Source organism: Streptomyces coeruleorubidus (genome assembly GCF_008705135.1).
Lineage (GTDB): Bacteria > Actinomycetota > Actinomycetes > Streptomycetales > Streptomycetaceae > Streptomyces > Streptomyces coeruleofuscus.
Genome location: NZ_CP023694.1, coordinates 5050194 through 5066146, shown reverse-complemented (window position 1 = coordinate 5066146; position 15953 = coordinate 5050194). Strand labels below are relative to the sequence as shown.

General features: G+C 69.4%; 17 protein-coding genes and 1 pseudogene. 7 read left to right on the top strand and 11 right to left on the bottom strand.

The features are described from left to right. Positions 1 to 14 precede the first annotated feature (14 nt). The gene (locus CP976_RS23460) at positions 15 to 1004 is read left to right on the top strand and encodes a helix-turn-helix transcriptional regulator (RefSeq protein WP_150482151.1); all 990 of its coding nucleotides are present in this window, start codon (positions 15 to 17) and stop codon (positions 1002 to 1004) included. On the opposite strand, the gene CP976_RS23455 is transcribed toward CP976_RS23460, so the two are convergent. The 7 genes from CP976_RS23455 to CP976_RS23425 all read right to left on the bottom strand — a co-directional run bounded on the left by CP976_RS23455 (position 967) and on the right by CP976_RS23425 (position 8977). Next, a complete protein-coding gene (locus CP976_RS23455; protein WP_150482150.1) occupies positions 967 to 2010 on the bottom strand; it encodes a helix-turn-helix transcriptional regulator in 1044 nt (347 codons plus the stop codon). The genes CP976_RS23460 and CP976_RS23455 overlap by 38 nt on opposite strands. A gap of 287 nt (positions 2011 to 2297) precedes the next feature. After that, entirely contained in the window at positions 2298 to 3407 is a 1110-nt protein-coding gene (locus CP976_RS23450; RefSeq protein ID WP_167537395.1) for a sugar ABC transporter substrate-binding protein, read from the bottom strand. 270 nt (positions 3408 to 3677) lie between these two features. Next, complete coding sequence (locus tag CP976_RS23445; protein ID WP_020269597.1) at positions 3678 to 4130, bottom strand: heat shock protein transcriptional repressor HspR; 453 nt, start codon at positions 4128 to 4130, stop codon at positions 3678 to 3680. Between the two features lie 5 nt (positions 4131 to 4135). Further along, a complete protein-coding gene (gene dnaJ / locus CP976_RS23440) occupies positions 4136 to 5317 on the bottom strand; it encodes a molecular chaperone DnaJ (RefSeq protein WP_086844019.1) in 1182 nt (393 codons plus the stop codon). A 36-nt stretch (positions 5318 to 5353) separates the two neighbouring features. After that, a complete protein-coding gene (gene grpE / locus CP976_RS23435) occupies positions 5354 to 6013 on the bottom strand; it encodes a nucleotide exchange factor GrpE (protein WP_150482148.1) in 660 nt (219 codons plus the stop codon). Further along, positions 6010 to 7872 carry a molecular chaperone DnaK gene (gene dnaK, locus CP976_RS23430; RefSeq protein WP_150482147.1) on the bottom strand — a complete coding sequence of 621 codons (1863 nt, stop codon included), beginning with the start codon at positions 7870 to 7872 and terminating at the stop codon, positions 6010 to 6012. Before dnaK ends, grpE begins: the two co-directional genes overlap by 4 nt. Positions 7873 to 7966: 94 nt before the next feature. After that, positions 7967 to 8977 (bottom strand): MraY family glycosyltransferase, encoded by a 1011-nt coding sequence (locus CP976_RS23425; RefSeq protein WP_150482146.1) that lies wholly within the window; start codon positions 8975 to 8977, stop codon positions 7967 to 7969. Between the two features lie 241 nt (positions 8978 to 9218). On the opposite strand from CP976_RS23425, the gene CP976_RS23420 reads away from it, so the two are divergent. Next, positions 9219 to 11534, top strand: a complete 2316-nt coding sequence (locus tag CP976_RS23420; protein ID WP_150482145.1) for a (Fe-S)-binding protein — start codon at positions 9219 to 9221, stop codon at positions 11532 to 11534. Between the two features lie 39 nt (positions 11535 to 11573). Here CP976_RS23420 and CP976_RS23415 read toward each other — a convergent pair whose 3' ends face one another. Both CP976_RS23415 and CP976_RS23410 read right to left on the bottom strand, forming a co-directional pair. Beyond that, positions 11574 to 11783, bottom strand: coding sequence for a hypothetical protein (locus CP976_RS23415; RefSeq protein ID WP_150482144.1), 210 nt, complete (start codon positions 11781 to 11783; stop codon positions 11574 to 11576). Continuing rightward, on the bottom strand, positions 11780 to 12079 hold the full coding sequence (locus tag CP976_RS23410; protein WP_150482143.1) for a hypothetical protein: 300 nt from the start codon (positions 12077 to 12079) through the stop codon (positions 11780 to 11782). Before CP976_RS23410 ends, CP976_RS23415 begins: the two co-directional genes overlap by 4 nt. A 55-nt stretch (positions 12080 to 12134) precedes the next feature. Here CP976_RS23410 and CP976_RS23405 point away from each other — a divergent pair. Then, a pseudogene (locus tag CP976_RS23405) lies at positions 12135 to 12326 on the top strand (response regulator transcription factor); the annotation flags it as partial. Between the two features lie 43 nt (positions 12327 to 12369). Continuing rightward, positions 12370 to 12804 (top strand): VOC family protein, encoded by a 435-nt coding sequence (locus CP976_RS23400; protein ID WP_150482142.1) that lies wholly within the window; start codon positions 12370 to 12372, stop codon positions 12802 to 12804. A gap of 56 nt (positions 12805 to 12860) precedes the next feature. On the opposite strand, the gene CP976_RS43825 is transcribed toward CP976_RS23400, so the two are convergent. Together CP976_RS43825 and CP976_RS43820 are read right to left on the bottom strand one after the other, a co-directional pair. Then, positions 12861 to 13397, bottom strand: a complete 537-nt coding sequence (locus tag CP976_RS43825; protein ID WP_229875392.1) for a CPBP family intramembrane glutamic endopeptidase — start codon at positions 13395 to 13397, stop codon at positions 12861 to 12863. Between the two features lie 11 nt (positions 13398 to 13408). Further along, complete coding sequence (locus tag CP976_RS43820; protein WP_229875395.1) at positions 13409 to 13786, bottom strand: hypothetical protein; 378 nt, start codon at positions 13784 to 13786, stop codon at positions 13409 to 13411. A gap of 368 nt (positions 13787 to 14154) precedes the next feature. Between CP976_RS43820 and CP976_RS23390 the strand changes: the two genes are divergently transcribed. Genes CP976_RS23390 through CP976_RS23380 form a run of 3 tightly spaced genes read left to right on the top strand, consistent with a single transcriptional unit; the run spans position 14155 to position 15866 of the window. Beyond that, the gene (locus CP976_RS23390) at positions 14155 to 14793 is read left to right on the top strand and encodes an ATP synthase F0 subunit B (RefSeq protein ID WP_150482141.1); all 639 of its coding nucleotides are present in this window, start codon (positions 14155 to 14157) and stop codon (positions 14791 to 14793) included. 3 nt (positions 14794 to 14796) lie between these two features. Beyond that, positions 14797 to 15213 carry a phage holin family protein gene (locus CP976_RS23385; RefSeq protein ID WP_150482140.1) on the top strand — a complete coding sequence of 139 codons (417 nt, stop codon included), beginning with the start codon at positions 14797 to 14799 and terminating at the stop codon, positions 15211 to 15213. Then, positions 15189 to 15866: a DUF3618 domain-containing protein gene (locus CP976_RS23380; protein WP_150482139.1), complete on the top strand. Its 678-nt coding sequence runs from the start codon at positions 15189 to 15191 to the stop codon at positions 15864 to 15866. Before CP976_RS23385 ends, CP976_RS23380 begins: the two co-directional genes overlap by 25 nt. Positions 15867 to 15953 lie beyond the last annotated feature (87 nt).

Below are 15953 nucleotides of genomic sequence, written 5' to 3'. Positions count from 1 at the left end.
GGAGGAAGTCCCGAGTGACGTCGGCGCCACACCCCATGCACGACGCGGAAGAACTGTGCCGTGCCAGGACGGAGCTGTACGAACGGGCCCTGCGCGAAGGGCACGTACCCGCCGACGCGGTCCCCGCCGCGCCCTGCCTGACGGACTTCGGTTTGCTGCACCCCGCCGTCGACGACCTCGACCGGCTCGAGCCCGTGGCGCCGGCCGTCGCTCTCCACCGGCTGCTGCGGACCTCCGGGGAACGGATCGCGCGCGAACGACGGCGGGAGGAACGGCTGGCCGAGACATTCGAGCCGCTCATGGCTCTCGAAGGGCATCGCGCGGCTGCGGCCACCACACCGACGCTCACGCTCCTCAACGGGAAGGAGCGGATCAACAAGGCCATCACCGAGGCCATGGCGGACGCCTCCCTGGAGCTGCTCACCATCCAGCCGCGCACCAAGCTCACCAGGCAACGGGTCGAGGCGGCCTATGCCGTCGCCACGGACCGCGACCAGGCTCTGCTGGACCGCGGCGGCCGCATCCGCACCCTCTACCAGCACACCCTCCGCCACTCCCCCTTGACCGTCGCGCACCAGGAACGGCTGAGGGGCGACATCGAGGCGCGCGCCCTGGACGAGCTCACCGACCGGCTCATCATCGTCGACCGGGTCGTCGCCTTCCTCCCCGCCGACGGCAACGGCGACCTCGCGCTGGAGATACGCCACCCGGCCATCGTCGGATACCTGTCCACCACCTTCGACCGCTTCTGGCGCCTTGCCACCCCGGTATTCCCCGAAGCCGCCCCTCAGCCCTCCCACAACGGCATCACGCCCCGCCAACGCGCCATAGCCGCCCTCCTCACCGAAGGCCACACCGACGCCGTCATCGCCGACCGGCTCGGCATGAACATCCGCACGGCCCGCGTCCACATCGCCAAGCTCGCCGCGACGCTGGGCAGCCGGAGCAGGGCCCAACTGGGCTACCTCATCGGGCAGTCCGGGATTCTTGACCAGGAACGCTGAGGGTAGGGGAGGCAGCCGGCCGCGGGGGACCGTCCAGGCCCACCTGGGCGATCCGCACACCCAACTGCGTGCGGCTCGCCGCCCCCAGCGTCTCCGACAGCCGGGCGATGTGCGCCCGGCACGTCCGCACGCTTATCCCCAGCCGTTCGGCGATCACCGCGTCCTGGTGTCCCTCCGCCAGCAGCGCGGCGATGGACTGCTCGCGGTGGGAGATGCCCTCGATGCCGGTGTCGGGGAGCGGGGCGGTCAGCGGGATGGCCAGGCGCCAGAGCCGCTCGAACACCGTGACCAGATACTCGACGATCGCCGGGTGCCGTAGCTCCAGGGCCATCGTGCGGTCGGTGTTGGCGGGGATGAAGGCGACCGTCCGGTCGAAGAGGATCAGCCGGTCGATCACCTCGTCCAGCGTGCGCGCCTCCACCGCGTCGCCCATCAGCTCCAGATAGTTCAGCAGTCCCTGCCCGTGCCGGGCGACATGCGTGTACAGGTCCCGCATCCGCACGCCACGGCCGCGCAGCGTCAGCGCCCGGTGCAGCCCCTCGGAGAGTTCCGCCTCGCGCCGGATGCCGCCGGGCTGCACCGTGAGCACCTCGGTCGTGCACGCCTGGGTCGCCTCGTCCATCGCGGCCTGGATCCGGGCGAGGCCGTCCAGCACCCGGATCGCCGAGCCCTCGCCCGCCGACGGGGCCGGCTGCACCTGACGCCCCAGCCCGGCGTACCACTCGAACGCCGCCACGGCCGAACCCACCCGCCGCTGGCTCGCGCTGACCTCGTCGTACATCCCGCGCAGCAGCCGGGTCATGACCTCCTGCGGGGAGGTCGGCACCAGCCAGTCCATGTCGTCGGGGTCCGGGTGCAGCAGGGCGAGTTCCAGCAGGCAGGGCACCGGATCCGCGTCCCGGCGCGCCACGCGGCCCCGCCGTACGGCCCGGGAGTACACACGATCCCCCGCCTCGCACAGTCGGTCAGCACCGTGAGGATGCTCCTCCGCCCCGTGCCCGGCCATCGCCCATCCCACCCCCGGTTTCGCCGTCCTTCGCAGCGCAACTATGCGCGGACGGGACTTGCTCCGCAACACGGCTCCCCGCGCCGACCTCGCCGGAAACCACCGGTAAGCACCGGTATTTCCGCGCCTCAGCTCGTCGCGTTGCAGCACATGGCCGGGGGGTGACCGAATCCCGCCGGAGGCCAGCCGGATCGCTCCGGTACCGACCGGATCACTCTGGTGCCGACCGGACCCCTCCGGGGGTGAGGCGGAGGGCTCAAGGGGGCGGAAGACGGCGAACGGCGTGGCTACTTCAGGCCGATCGCCTCACAAGCCGCCTTGTACTTCGCCGTGCAGATGTCCGACAGCTTGTAGACGTCGTCGGCGACGACCGTGTCCTTGATGTTGGACTTCGTCAGGGCGACCACCGGCACGAGCTGGGCGGGGATGCCCTTGTGGGTGGGGCTGTCGACCTTGTCGCGGGTCAGGGCGGCGAACTGGATGTCGCGGCCCTGGACCTTGGCCACGGCCATCTCCGCGGCGTTCTCGGCCTCCTGCGGGTACGACTTGTACACGCTCATGTACTGCTCGCCGGCGATGATCCGCTGCACCGCCGGGAGCTCCGCGTCCTGGCCGGTGATCGGCGGCAGGTCGGTCACGCCCGCGGCCTCCAGCGCCTTGACGATGCCACCGGCCATGCCGTCGTTGGCGGAGTACACCGCGTCGATGTTGTCCTTGCCGATCTTCTCGATCGCCTCGGCCATGTTGGCCTGCGCGTTCTCCGGCTTCCAGTCCTTGGTGTCGAAGGACTGGGCGATCGTCACCTTGCCGTTCAGCTCGGACATCGCACCGGCCTTGAACTGCTTGGCGTTCGGGTCCGTCGACGAGCCGTTCATCATGACGATCTTGTCGGAGAGGCTCGCCTTCTCACCGATGGCCTCCAGCAGGGTGCGTCCCTGGACCTCGCCGACCAGTTCGTTGTCGAAGGAGATGTACGCCTCGATCGGGCCCTCGGCGAGCCGGTCGTAGGCGATGACCGGGATGCCTGCCTCCTTGGCCTTCGTCACTCCGTCGGCGATGGCGTGCGAGTCGACGGCGTCCAGCAGGATCACGTCGACCCGGTCGTCGATCATCTGCTGCAACTGGTCGGCCTGCTGGTCGGCGTTCGCCTCGGCGTTGGCGTACTCGACGCGGCCCCGGTCGTTGGTGAGGGACTCGACCTTCCTCTTGATGATGGGGTAGTCGAAGTTCTCGTACCGCGTGTTCGCCTTCTCCGGGAGCAGCAGGCCCACCGTGATGTCGTTGCCCTTCGTCGGGCTCGCGTCGTCACTGCTCCCGGTCGCGTTGAGCACGCCGCAGCCGGCGAGCGTGACGGACATCGCGGCCGCGGCCACGGATATGGAGATACGACGACGCATGCGGAGCTCACTTCGCGTGTGATTCGGACGTGGGCACACTTTGTGGCCCATGTGACTGAAAAGCCAACGCGGACGCGCCCCTCAGCGTCAAGCGGAACCACTTAACGAGATGACAACACCACGCTCCGCAGCAGTTGTGAAGACTCTGCGGAATCACCTCCAAGTGACTTGCATCATTCGGTCATCCACAGGAGGGCCAGCGAAATCGCCCCAAGGCATACGAAAAGGGCCGGGAGTGTCCTCCCGGCCCTTTTCGCAGGCGTACGCGCGTCAGTCCGACTGCTGCTGCCGCTTCGGCCGCCACACGACCAGCGCGCTGGTCTGCTGGACCTCCTGGTACGGCACCAGGTCACGGCGGTACGACGCATGCACCGCCGCCTCGCGCTGGCGCATGGCCGCCGCCGCGCCGTCGAGCGCGTCCTCCAGCTCGGCCACGCGGGCCTGGAGCGCGGCGACCTGGTTCTCCAGTTCGATGATGCGCTTGATGCCCGCCAGGTTGATGCCCTCGTCCTGCGACAACTGCTGGACGGTGCGCAGCAGTTCGATGTCCCGGGCCGAGTAGCGGCGGCCCCGGCCCGGAGTGCGGTCCGGAGACACCAGGCCCAGACGGTCGTACTGGCGCAGGGTCTGCGGGTGCAGGCCGGACAGCTGGGCCGCCACCGAGATGACGTAGACCGGGGTTTCCTCGGTCAGTTCATACGGGTTGCGTCGACGACCGTCCATCTGACTCATGCTCCCTTCGCGGCCTGGAACAGCTCCGCCCGCGGATCCTCACCCGCGGTCGCCTCGCGATACGCCTCGAGCGCGTCACGAGCCTTCCCCGTCAGGTCCTTCGGAACACTCACCTCGACGGTGACCAGGAGGTCGCCGCGGGTGCCGTCCTTGCGGACCGCGCCCTTGCCCCGGGCGCGCATCGTACGGCCGTTCGGCGTGCCCGGGGGCAGCTTCAGCGTGACGGGCGGGCCGCCCAGCGTCGGCACCCGGACCTCGCCGCCGAGGGCCGCCTCGGCGAAGGTCACCGGGACCGTGACGGTGAGGTTGTCGTCCTTGCGGCCGAACACCGGGTGGGAGTCGACGTGCACGACCACGTACAGATCGCCCGCCGGGCCGCCGCGCTCGCCCGGCGCTCCCTTGCCGCGCAGCCGGATCCGCTGGCCGTCGCTGACGCCCGCGGGGATGCGTACCTGCATGGTCCGCGAGGACTTGGCCCGGCCGCTGCCCTTGCAGACCTCGCAGGCGTTCTCCGCGATCAGGCCGCGGCCCTTGCAGTCCGGGCAGGGGTCGGTGAGGGAGAAGCCACCGCCGCTGCCCCGGGCGACCTGCCCGGTGCCGACGCAGGTCGGGCACACCCGCGGGGTGCCGTTCTTGTCGCCGGTGCCCGAACAGGCCTTGCAGGGCGACTGCGAGGACATCCGCAGCGGGACGGTCGCGCCCTCGATCGCCTCCGTGAAGCTCAGCGTGACCTCGGACTCGATGTCCTGGCCGCGCCGGGGATGCGTGCGCGTCCCCGGGCCCGCGCCGCCACGGTTGAACAGGCCCCCGAAGACGTCACCGAGTCCACCGCCGAAACCGCCGGCTCCCTGGCCGCCGCCCGGGGCGCCTCCGAAGAGGTCGCCCAGGTCGAAGTTGAAGGAGCCGCCGCCCGCGCCGGGCCCCGGGCGGAAGCCGCCGTTGCCGAAGAGGGCGCGCGCCTCGTCGTACTCCTTGCGCTTCTTGGGGTCCCCGAGGATGTCGTTGGCCTCGGAGATCTCCTTGAAGCGCTCCTCCGCCTTGACGTTTCCCTTGTTGGCGTCCGGGTGGAACTCGCGGGCGAGCTTCCGGTACGCCTTCTTGATCTCGGCCTCGGTGGCGTCCTTGGGGACGCCGAGGACCTTGTAGTAGTCCTTCTCGATGAAGTCCTTGGTGCTCATCCTCGACGCCCCTCCTTCCCTTCGTCCGCTATGACGTCAGCCCTCGTCCGGGCCACCGCTCTCCTTGTCGTCGGCTTCGGCGGACTCCTCCGCCTTGACCGTCTGCGCCCCCGGCTGGGGCTCGGCCACCGCCACCCGCGCGGGGCGGATGGTGCGCTCGCCGATCCGGTACCCGGGCTGCAGAATCGCCACGCACGTCGTCTCGGTGACGTCCGGCGCGTAGCTGTGCATCAGGGCTTCGTGGATCGTCGGGTCGAAGGGCTCGCCCTCCTTGCCGAACTGCTGGAGGCCCATCTTGGCCGCCGTGCTCTCCAGCGACTCGGCGACGGACTTGAAGCCGCCGACCAGTTCGCCGTGTTCACGCGCGCGGCCGATGTCGTCGAGCACGGGCAGGAGCTCGGTCAGGAGGTTCGCGATGGCGATCTCCTTGACCGCGATCCGGTCACGCTCTACCCGGCGGCGGTAGTTCTGGAACTCGGCCTGGAGGCGCTGGAGGTCCGCCGTGCGCTCGCTGAGCGCCGTGCGGGCCTGGTCCAGCTGGGCCACCAGAGCCACGTCCTGGCCCGTGTCCCCGGCCGGGGCCGCCCCCTCCTCCTTCGAGGGGGAGTCGGCGGCCTTCGGCTCGGCGTCGTCGGAGGTGGCGCCGGAAGGGACGTCGGGCTGCTGCTCGTCGAAGCCCGGGGTCTCCTCCGTCACGCGGCACCATCCTTCCGCTCGTCGTCCACGATCTCGGCGTCGACGACGTCGTCGTCGGCCTTGGCGTCACCGGCACCGGCACCCGCGCCGGCTCCGGCGGAGTCGCCGCCGGCGGCCTGCGCGGCATTGGCGTCGGCGTACATGGCCTGGCCGAGCTTCTGCGAGACGGCCGCGACCTTCTCCGTGGCGGTGCGGATCTCGGCCGTGTCCTCGCCCTTGAGCTTCTCCTTCAGCTCACCGACGGCTTCCTCGACCTCGGTCTTGATGTCGCCCGGGACCTTGTCCTCGTTGTCCTTGAGGAACTTCTCCGTCTGGTAGACGAGCTGCTCGCCCTGGTTGCGGGACTCGGCGGCCTCGCGGCGCTTGTGGTCCTCCTCCGCGTACTGCTCGGCCTCCTGGCGCATGCGGTCGACCTCGTCCTTCGGCAGCGAGGAGCCGCCGGTGACGGTCATCTTCTGCTCCTTGCCCGTGCCCAGGTCCTTCGCGGTCACGTGCATGATGCCGTTGGCGTCGATGTCGAAGGAGACCTCGATCTGCGGGACGCCGCGGGGCGCCGGGGGCAGACCGGTCAGCTCGAACATCCCGAGCTTCTTGTTGTACGCCGCGATCTCGCGCTCGCCCTGGTAGACCTGGATCTGCACGGACGGCTGGTTGTCCTCGGCCGTCGTGAAGATCTCGGACCGCTTGGTCGGGATCGTGGTGTTGCGCTCGATGAGCTTGGTCATGATGCCGCCCTTGGTCTCGATGCCGAGGGACAGCGGGGTGACGTCGAGGAGCAGGACGTCCTTGACCTCGCCCTTGAGGACACCGGCCTGGAGGGCGGCGCCGATGGCGACGACCTCGTCCGGGTTGACGCCCTTGTTGGCGTCCTTGCCGCCGGTCAGCTCCTTGACGAGCTCCGCGACGGCGGGCATACGGGTCGAGCCGCCGACGAGGACGACGTGGTCGATCTCGCTGATGGAGATGCCGGCGTCCTTGATGACGTTGTGGAACGGCGTCTTGCAGCGCTCCAGGAGGTCCGCGGTCAGCTGCTGGAACTGGGCGCGGGTGAGCTTCTCGTCGAGGTGCAGGGGACCCTCGGCGGAGGCGGTGATGTAGGGCAGGTTGATCGAGGTCTCGGTGGACGAGGACAGCTCGATCTTCGCCTTCTCGGCGGCCTCGCGCAGACGCTGCAGGGCCATCTTGTCCTTGCCCAGGTCCACGCCGTGGCCGGACTGGAACTGCTGGACCAGGTAGTCGACGACGCGCTGGTCCCAGTCGTCACCACCGAGGTGGTTGTCACCGTTGGTGGCCTTCACCTCGACGACACCGTCGCCGATCTCCAGCAGCGAGACGTCGAACGTACCGCCACCGAGGTCGAAGACCAGGATGGTCTGGTCGTCCTTGTCGAGGCCGTACGCCAGCGCGGCCGCGGTGGGCTCGTTGACGATGCGCAGCACGTTCAGACCGGCGATCTCGCCGGCCTCCTTCGTGGCCTGGCGCTCGGAGTCGTTGAAGTACGCCGGGACGGTGATGACCGCGTCGGTCACCTTCTCGCCCAGGTAGGACTCGGCGTCCCGCTTCAGCTTCTGGAGCACGAAGGCGCTGATCTGCTGCGGGTTGAAGGGCTTCCCGTCCAGCTCGATCTTCCAGTCGGTGCCCATGTGCCGCTTGACCGAGCGAATGGTCCGGTCCACGTTGGTGACCGCCTGACGCTTGGCCACCTCTCCGACGAGCACCTCACCGTTCTTGGCGAAGGCGACGACGGACGGCGTGGTCCTGGCGCCCTCGGCGTTGGTGATGACGGTGGGCTCGCCGCCCTCCAGAACGCTGACGACGGAGTTAGTCGTGCCCAGGTCGATGCCGACCGCACGTGCCATGGTTGATTCCTCCAGCTGACTTGAGTGGAACGGACTCAAGTGTGCACGACGGCTCTCCACCGGTCAACAGAGCTGAGTCGACCTGGCTCAAGTCTTATCCGTTCCTTACACGCAACGACGCCCTGACCTGCGGCGATACGGTGCGTCGATCGGCGTACACAGCCACCCGGGAGAGGGCGAACACGACCACGAGAGCCACTCCGGCCACCCACCACAGGGCGTCGCCGCCGACCCGGTCGGCATGCGCGAGTACCCCGACGAGCACACCGGAGACCGCCCCGGCCGCCAGCAGCAGAGTGACCCCGGGCACGGTGAGCCCGAGCCGCCGCAGCCGGTGCGCGAGATGATCCGGCCCGCTCCGGAGAACCGCCCGCCCGCCCAACCGCCGCGACAGCAGCACCAGTACGGCGTCGGCACACACCACGGCGGTCAGCGCGAACAGCACCCCGGCGCTCTCCGCTACGCCGAACCCGGCGCGGACGTGCACGGCGGCCACGGCGATCACGAACCCCGCGGCCATGGACCCGCAACTGCCCAGTGCCACGCGCGCGGGGTGCCAGTTGTGCAGCAGGAACCCGGTCAGCGCGGCGGCCAGCACGCTCATCAGCGCGGCGATCCCGTCCATCACGTCCACGGCGGCACAGGCCGCCACCCCGAAGGCGGCGACGACCCCGACCGCCCCCGCGAGCCCGTCGGCGTGGTCGAGCCCCCGGAAGGCGAAGGTCACCCCCACGACCCACAGGACCCCGAGCAGCCCGGTCCCCACCCCCGCCTCCGCGTACGGCACGACACACGCGGCCGCCACGCCCGTACCGGCAGTCAGCACCCGCCGCCGCAGCCGCCACACGTCGTCGACGAGCCCGAGCAGGGCGACGGCGCCGCCGGCGACGAGCAGCCCGCCGATCCCGCTCCCGGCCGAACCCCACTCCTCGACGCCCACGACCGACCCGGTGACGACCACGACGGCGACACCCCCCGACAACGGCACCTCCCGCTGCCGCCGCCGCTCGACCAGCCGCAGCCGCAGGGCGGGGATCCGGAGGGCGGCCGCGAGCAGGGCGGTGAGGAGGAGGGCGGTGGCGGCGGCTGCGATCCCATAGAGCACGGATATAAGTTAGGCGTCACTATGACAATTCGGTACGAATAACACGGCGGGATCGCGATGCGGATCCGGGCGGTTCCTGAGGCAACCCTCAGCGATTCAGATCACTGCCCACCCGGCTACAGTGCGGCGGAAGATAGGGGTAGTCTCAGACGGACTGCATAAGTTACCGCTTAGTAATCTCGGGGAACCCTCGATAACGACAGGTTCCCCCGACAGACCCTCGCAGGCCCGAGGAGCCCCCATGCAACTCGCCGCGATCATCGTGTCGCTGGTCTTGACCGTGGTCGGCGTCGCGCTGCTCGCACGCGCGATCGGCCAGTTCGTCCGGTACTTCAAGCTGGGCCAGCCCGTGCCCGCCGGTACCCGGACCGACAACCCCTACCAGCGCAGCGTGACCCTGGTGAAGGAGTTTCTCGGCCACACGCGCATGAACCGGTGGGGGATCGTCGGTATCGCCCACTGGTTCGTGGCGATCGGCTTCCTGACGCTGCCGCCGACGATCATCACCGCGTACGGCCAGCTGTTCCAGGCCGACTGGACGCTGCCGGTGCTCGGCGGCTTCCTCCCGTACGAGCTCTACATCGAGTTCATCGCGGCCATGACGACGCTCGGCATCGCCACGCTGATGGTGATCCGCCTGCTGAACCTGCCGTCGCGCCCGGGCCGCAAGTCCCGCTTCGCCGGCTCGAAGATGGGCCAGGCGTACTTCGTCGAGTACGTCATCCTCACGATCGGCCTGGCCATCTACGTCCTGCGGGGCCTGGAGGGCGCGCTCCACCACGTGGACGGCTACGAGGCCGCGTACTTCGCCTCGTACCCGCTGGTCCTGGCCTTCAAGGGCCTGAGCGTGGCGGCGCTGCAGAACCTCGTCTACTTCTTCGCGATGATCAAGCTGGGCACGACCATGATCTGGATGATCACGGTCAGCCTGAACACCAACATGGGTGTGGCCTGGCACCGCTTCCTGGCGTTCCCCAACATCTGGTTCAAGCGCGAGGCGACGGGCGGGACGGCGCTGGGCGCCCTCCAGCCCATGACCTCCGGCGGCAAGCCGATCGACTTCACCGACCCGGGGGACGACGACGTCTTCGGCGTCTCGCAGGTCGAGCAGTACTCGTGGAAGGGCCTGCTGGACTTCTCCACGTGCACCGAGTGCGGCCGCTGCCAGTCGCAGTGCCCGGCGTGGAACACGGGCAAGCCCCTCTCCCCGAAGCTGCTGATCATGTCGCTGCGCGACCACGCGCACGCCAAGGCGCCGTACCTGCTGGCCGGCGGCGGCAAGACGATGGAGGGCGAGGAGAAGGCGTCCGAGGAGCAGCTGGCCGGTGTGCCCGCCGCTGCCCTGGCGGAGGCCGAGCGCCCCCTGGTCGGCACGCTGGAGGACAACGGCGTCATCGACCCGGACGTCCTGTGGTCCTGCACCACCTGCGGTGCCTGCGTCGAGCAGTGCCCGGTGGACATCGAGCACGTCGACCACATCGTCGACATGCGCCGCTACCAGGTGATGATCGAGTCGGCGTTCCCGTCCGAGGCGGGCACGATGCTCAAGAACCTGGAGAAGAAGGGCAACCCCTGGGGCCTGGCGAAGAAGCAGCGCCTGGAGTGGCTCAAGGAGGTCGACTTCGAGGTCCCGGTCGTCGGCAAGGACATCGAGGACCTGTCCGAGGTCGAGTACCTGTACTGGGTCGGCTGCGCGGGCGCCCTGGAGGACCGCGCGAAGAAGACCACGAAGGCCTTCGCGGAGTTGCTCCACATCGCGGGCGTCAAGTTCGCGATCATGGGCGGCGACGAGAAGTGCACCGGTGACTCCGCCCGGCGTCTCGGCAACGAGCCCCTGTTCCAGGAGCTCGGCATGGAGAACGTCATGGCGCTGAACATGGCGTTCGGCGAGGAGATGGACGACGAGGGCAAGGTGACGCCCGAGTCGGCGAAGCCGAAGTCCGCGAAGAAGATCGTCGCCACCTGCCCGCACTGCCTGAACACGCTGGGCAACGAGTACCCGCAGCTCGGCGGCGACTACGAGGTCATCCACCACACGCAGCTGCTCCAGCACCTGGTGGACGAGGGCAAGCTCATCCCGGTCACCCCGGTCGAGGGCATCATCACCTACCACGACCCCTGCTACCTGGGCCGCCACAACAAGATCTACACGCCGCCGCGCGAGATCATCGCCAGCGTCCCCGGCATCCGCAACGAGGAGATGCACCGCCACAAGGAGCGGGGCTTCTGCTGTGGCGCGGGTGGTGCGCGGATGTGGATGGAGGAGCGGATCGGCAAGCGCATCAACAACGAGCGTGTCGACGAGGCGCTGTCGGTGAACCCCGACATCGTGTCGACGGCGTGCCCGTTCTGCCTCGTGATGCTCACGGACTCCGTCAACGGCAAGAAGAACGACGGCAAGGCCAAGGAGTCCATCACGGTCGTGGACGTCGCCCAGCTCCTCCTGGACTCGGTGAAGACGCCGGTGTCCGACGAGGGTGAGGGCGACGACGGGGGCGAGCCCCCGGCGGGGACGGCGGACTCCGCGAGTGCGCCGGAGCCGGAGCCGGTCAAGTAGGCGGTTGCTGCGGGTTGTTCTTGACGCCCCCTGTCCGAGTCATCGGGCGGGGGGCGTCGGCGTTCCACGGCTGCCGCTGCCGTACGGGTGGCACGGGCAGCCGCAGCGGGGCTGGAGCAGGATGCCGAGGGCGAAGGGGAGGGGCAGGTCGCAGGTCTGGCGGCAGTCGGTGTGCAGGTCCTGGTAGCCGGGGTGGGCGGCGAGGGTGCACTCGGGTGACGCGGGAGTCCGGTCGGCGGCGGGCGTCATGGGAAGAGACGCTCCTCGTCGTACCTCTGCCCTCGGCTTTCCGCGACACGGAGGATGTCCCGCAGGGCTTCGACCAGCCGCTCGGCGAGGAAGCGGAGTTGTGCCTCGGTGGCGTCGGGGAGCAGGTCGTCGGCGTGGGCGAGGAGCTGGGCACCCATGTCGAGCTGGGTCGCTTCGGTGATGTCGGCCAGACGGGATACGCGTCCGCCCCCGTCGTCGGTGATCAGAAAGCACGGCTTGGCTTCTGGGCCGGTCCAGGGCAGGAGCCGCAGCGTGCGACGCGGGCCGGTGTTCATCAGGCGGCCTCCACACCGTCGAAGGCGCGCGGTTCACGGCACTGCTGCCGCTGTTCGTGGGCGACGAGGGGTCGCGCTGGTCGCGCAGGGCCTGTCCAACGACCAGATCGCCGACCGCATGGTGATCAGCCCGCTGACCGCGAAGACCCACATCAACCGGGCCATGACCAAACTCCACGCCCGCGACCGCGCCCAACTCGTCGTCCTCGCCTACGAGTCCGGCTTGGTGACTCCGCGCGGCTTCTGAAATCCAAGGGCGGCACATTCTGTCCGCGGGGTACGGTGCACCGATGTCAGCGATCAAGAAGTTCCAAGTCACCTTCGACTGCGCAGAACCTGAGCGTCTCGCTCGTTTCTGGTGCGAGGTGTTGGGGTACGTCGTACCACCGCCACCGGAGGGGTTTGCCACTTGGGATGACTTCAAGCGTTCGCAGCCGCCTGAGCAGCGGGATTCATGGTTCGCCTGCATGGATCCCTCAGGTGTGGGCCCGCGGCTGTACTTCCAGCGCGTCCCCGAAGGGAAGACCGTCAAGAACCGGGTGCATCTTGATGTGCGGGTCGGCACCGGACTGGTGGGTGAAGAACGCCTCGCCGTACTTGAGGCCGAATGCGCACGACTGGTCGCGATCGGCGCAGTACACGTGCGAACGCTGTATGCCGATGAGGAAAACGAGTCGTGCATCCCGATGCTGGACATCGAGGGCAATGAGTTCTGTATCGACTGAGCGAGTCGGCTGTCTGCGTCGATGACGACCTGTTGGTCGGTGGAGTACCGGTAGTTCTAGGCGGGCCCGGACACCGGGGGTGAGAGGCGCTGGGGGTGGTGGCGCCGGGCGAGCCACAGCACGAGCGCGGCGTAGATCAGTGTCGTTGCCACGTCCACGAGGGCGAGTTGCCAGGGTGAGTCGGCGGCGGTCTCGTCGGACGACAGCCCGTCGACGAAAGCGGCCGCGGCGCCGAAGGCCAGCAGGTTGTTCAGGGCGTGCAGCGCGACGGCAGCCTCCAGGCCGCCGGTGCGGATGGTCAGCCAACCGCAGACCAGACCGAAGACCAGCAGGCCGATGAAGCCCCACTTGGTGCCCCAGCCGTGGGCGGCGGCGAAGAGCACGGCCTGCGGGATCACCGCGAACCACGGGGAACGGAAGAAGGCGCCGACCGCCTGCGTCAGCCAGCCCCGGAACACGTACTCCTCGGCCGCGGCCTGCACCGGGACGAAGACGGCCAGCACGATCAGTGAGGTGAGGAACGAACGCCGGCCCACCCACACGTCGGACTCCCCCGAGTCGCCTCCGCTGCCGGGCAGGAGAACCGCGGACACCGCCAGCACGGTCACGGGGAGTACCGCGGCGAGCAGACACCGGGCCAGCCAGCGCCACCGCAGCCGTCCGGCGACAAGGTGCCGGGCGGTCGCCGCCCCGGCCACCACACGGCCAGCAGAATCACGGGCAGGGCGATCGCGATGAACGTGAGGTCCAGGGCCGTGTTGACGGGTGTGCCGAAGTCGTAGCCGCCGTCGGGCAGTTCGCCAAGTCCGGCCGCCGCCCCGAAGCCGTAGGAGAGGGCGAACAGCAGGAGGATGAGTACGAGGTAGGCGCCGAGAGCCAGCAGAGTGCCGAGTACTGGCCGCCACCAGCTGTGACGGCCGGTGCTGTGGCCCATGCGGTGGTAAGGGAGGCCGGTGGGGTGCGGTGGTAACGGGATTGTCATGATCAGTAGCTTCCCAGGCGGGGTCCGTCATCGCCGCAGATTTGCAGCCCCCCGTAAGGCCGCGGCCATGCACTGGGAGAAGTGGCATGAGCGTTACGACACTGCAAGACAGTGTGGGAGTGCACCACTTCCGCGGTCGGCCCGTGCCGCTCCGGTCGGGCTCGCGCACCTTCTCGGTGTGACGAACCAGAGAATCATGGACCAGACCCGCCGTTTCGACCTGAGAGCCGAGGTGGGGTCGCCCCCTGCCTGCTGGGTATCGCAATCAATCTCGATAAATCGCCCCTCAAGGGTGTGAACAGTAACGAAACAGTCACTCGCGTATATAGCGGACACAAGTGAAGTGATCTTGTGAGGAGGAGTGGCTGATGAGCGAGGCAGCGCAGGGCGGCACGACGAGGTTGCGGCAGACCGGGGAGACGGCCAGAGCGGAGGCGTCGGCCACCACCGATCAGGCCAGGCAGGCCGCGGGAGAAGTCACGGGTACCGCCGTGGACCAGGCCAAGACCGTGGCCGGCGAGGCACGGCAGCAGGTCGGCGCGGCCGCCCAGGACCTGCGGAGCCGAGCGATGAGCGAGGTCGAGGAGCAGACCAGGCGGGCGGCAGGCTCGCTGCGCCAGTGGGCGGACGACCTGGCCGGGCTGGCGGAGAACGCCCAGAGCGACTCGCCTGCCCGTGGCCTCGCGGCTCAGGCGGCCGACGGTGGGCACCGGGCGGCCGATTATCTGGACAGACAGGGAGTCGACGGCGTCCTCACCGATGTGCAGGACTTCGCCCGCCGACGCCCCGGCGTATTCCTGGGCGGCGCGCTGCTGGCAGGGCTGGCCGTCGGGCGGCTGGTGAAGGCGGCGGGCAAGTCCGACGGGTCCGCTGAACGCACACAGCAGCCTGCGGCTCCGGACGAAGGACAGCCCACGGCGCTGCCGTCCGGTCCTCCCCCGGAGATGCAGCCGTCCGTCGGGATGCCCCCGGGCGGCGCGTCGGCCCGTCCGTACCCGGAGGTGTGAGCGATGGCCACGATCCAGTCCCGCCGTGTGGAGGAGCGCGGTGGGGACACCTCGGTGGGCGAGCTGCTGTCCGCCGTGACCTCCGACGTCCAGACCCTGTTCCGGCAGGAGGTCGAGCTGGCCAAGACCGAGGTCAAGCAGGAGGCGACCAAGGCGGGCAAGGCGGCCGGCATGTACGGCGGCGCCGGGTTCGCCGGCTACATGGTTCTGCTGTTCCTGTCACTGGCCGCGGTGCTGGGCCTGGCCAACGTGATGGACGGCGGCTGGGCCGCCCTGATCGTCACCGCGGTGTGGGCCGTGGTCGCGGCGGTGCTGTACGCACGGGGCCGTACCCGGATGCGCACCGTGACGCCGAAGCCAGGGCAGACAGTCGAGACGCTGAAGGAGAATGCGCAATGGGCACGTCACCCGACCAGATGAGGGCCGAGATCACCGCCACGCGGGACCGTTTGTCCGCCGACATGGACCGGCTCGCGGACCGGACCAGCCCCCGGCGTATCGCCCGTCGCCGCACGCGCAGGATGCGCGGCACCGTCTCGGGCATGCGGGAACGGGTCATGGGATCCGCCTCCCAGACCGCCCAGGGCGTCAGCGGCAGCGCGCAGTCGATGGCCGGATCGCTGCAGGAGGGCACCCAGCAGGCGGCCGGCACCGCGCGGGAGGCTGCCGGCCAGGCCGGTGAAGCCGTACGGCAGGCTCCGGAACAGGCGATACGCCAGACCCAGGGCAACCCGCTGGCCGCCGGTCTGATCGCCTTCGGCGCCGGCATGCTGGCGGCCTCGATGCTGCCCGTCTCCCAGATGGAGCAGGAGAGGACCACCGAGCTGATGCAACGCGGCGGCGAGGCGCTGGAACCCGTGAAGCAGGCCGCCCAGGAGTCGGCACAGAACCTGAAGGAGGGGGCCAAGGAGGTCGCCCAGAGTGCGGCGCAGGAGGTGAAGGACACCGCCGCGGAGGCCGCCCGCACCACGCAGGACGAGGCCCGCGGCCAGGCCGGCCAGGTAGCCGAGCAGGCACGCGACTCCGGACAGCAGGTCGCCGGCGAAACCCGGCGGCAGTCGGGCCCCGGCTGAGAACCGTGCAGGCAGCCGTCCCTGCTGCCGTCGAAGGGCCCCACTGCACGCAGTGGGGCCCTTCGACGTTGTGCCACTCGGTTTCCG

Coding starts and splice junctions, on each gene's coding strand:
- CP976_RS23455 (WP_150482150.1), bottom strand. CDS start 2,010: ATGGCCGGGCACGGGGCGGAGGAGCATCCTCACGGTGCTGACCGACTG.
- CP976_RS23450 (WP_167537395.1), bottom strand. CDS start 3,407: ATGCGTCGTCGTATCTCCATATCCGTGGCCGCGGCCGCGATGTCCGTC.
- CP976_RS23445 (WP_020269597.1), bottom strand. CDS start 4,130: ATGGACGGTCGTCGACGCAACCCGTATGAACTGACCGAGGAAACCCCG.
- dnaJ (WP_086844019.1), bottom strand. CDS start 5,317: ATGAGCACCAAGGACTTCATCGAGAAGGACTACTACAAGGTCCTCGGC.
- dnaK (WP_150482147.1), bottom strand. CDS start 7,872: ATGGCACGTGCGGTCGGCATCGACCTGGGCACGACTAACTCCGTCGTC.
- CP976_RS23420 (WP_150482145.1), top strand. CDS start 9,219: ATGCAACTCGCCGCGATCATCGTGTCGCTGGTCTTGACCGTGGTCGGC.
- CP976_RS23415 (WP_150482144.1), bottom strand. CDS start 11,783: ATGACGCCCGCCGCCGACCGGACTCCCGCGTCACCCGAGTGCACCCTC.
- CP976_RS23410 (WP_150482143.1), bottom strand. CDS start 12,079: ATGAACACCGGCCCGCGTCGCACGCTGCGGCTCCTGCCCTGGACCGGC.
- CP976_RS23400 (WP_150482142.1), top strand. CDS start 12,370: ATGTCAGCGATCAAGAAGTTCCAAGTCACCTTCGACTGCGCAGAACCT.
- CP976_RS43820 (WP_229875395.1), bottom strand. CDS start 13,786: ATGACAATCCCGTTACCACCGCACCCCACCGGCCTCCCTTACCACCGC.
- CP976_RS23390 (WP_150482141.1), top strand. CDS start 14,155: ATGAGCGAGGCAGCGCAGGGCGGCACGACGAGGTTGCGGCAGACCGGG.
- CP976_RS23385 (WP_150482140.1), top strand. CDS start 14,797: ATGGCCACGATCCAGTCCCGCCGTGTGGAGGAGCGCGGTGGGGACACC.
- CP976_RS23380 (WP_150482139.1), top strand. CDS start 15,189: ATGGGCACGTCACCCGACCAGATGAGGGCCGAGATCACCGCCACGCGG.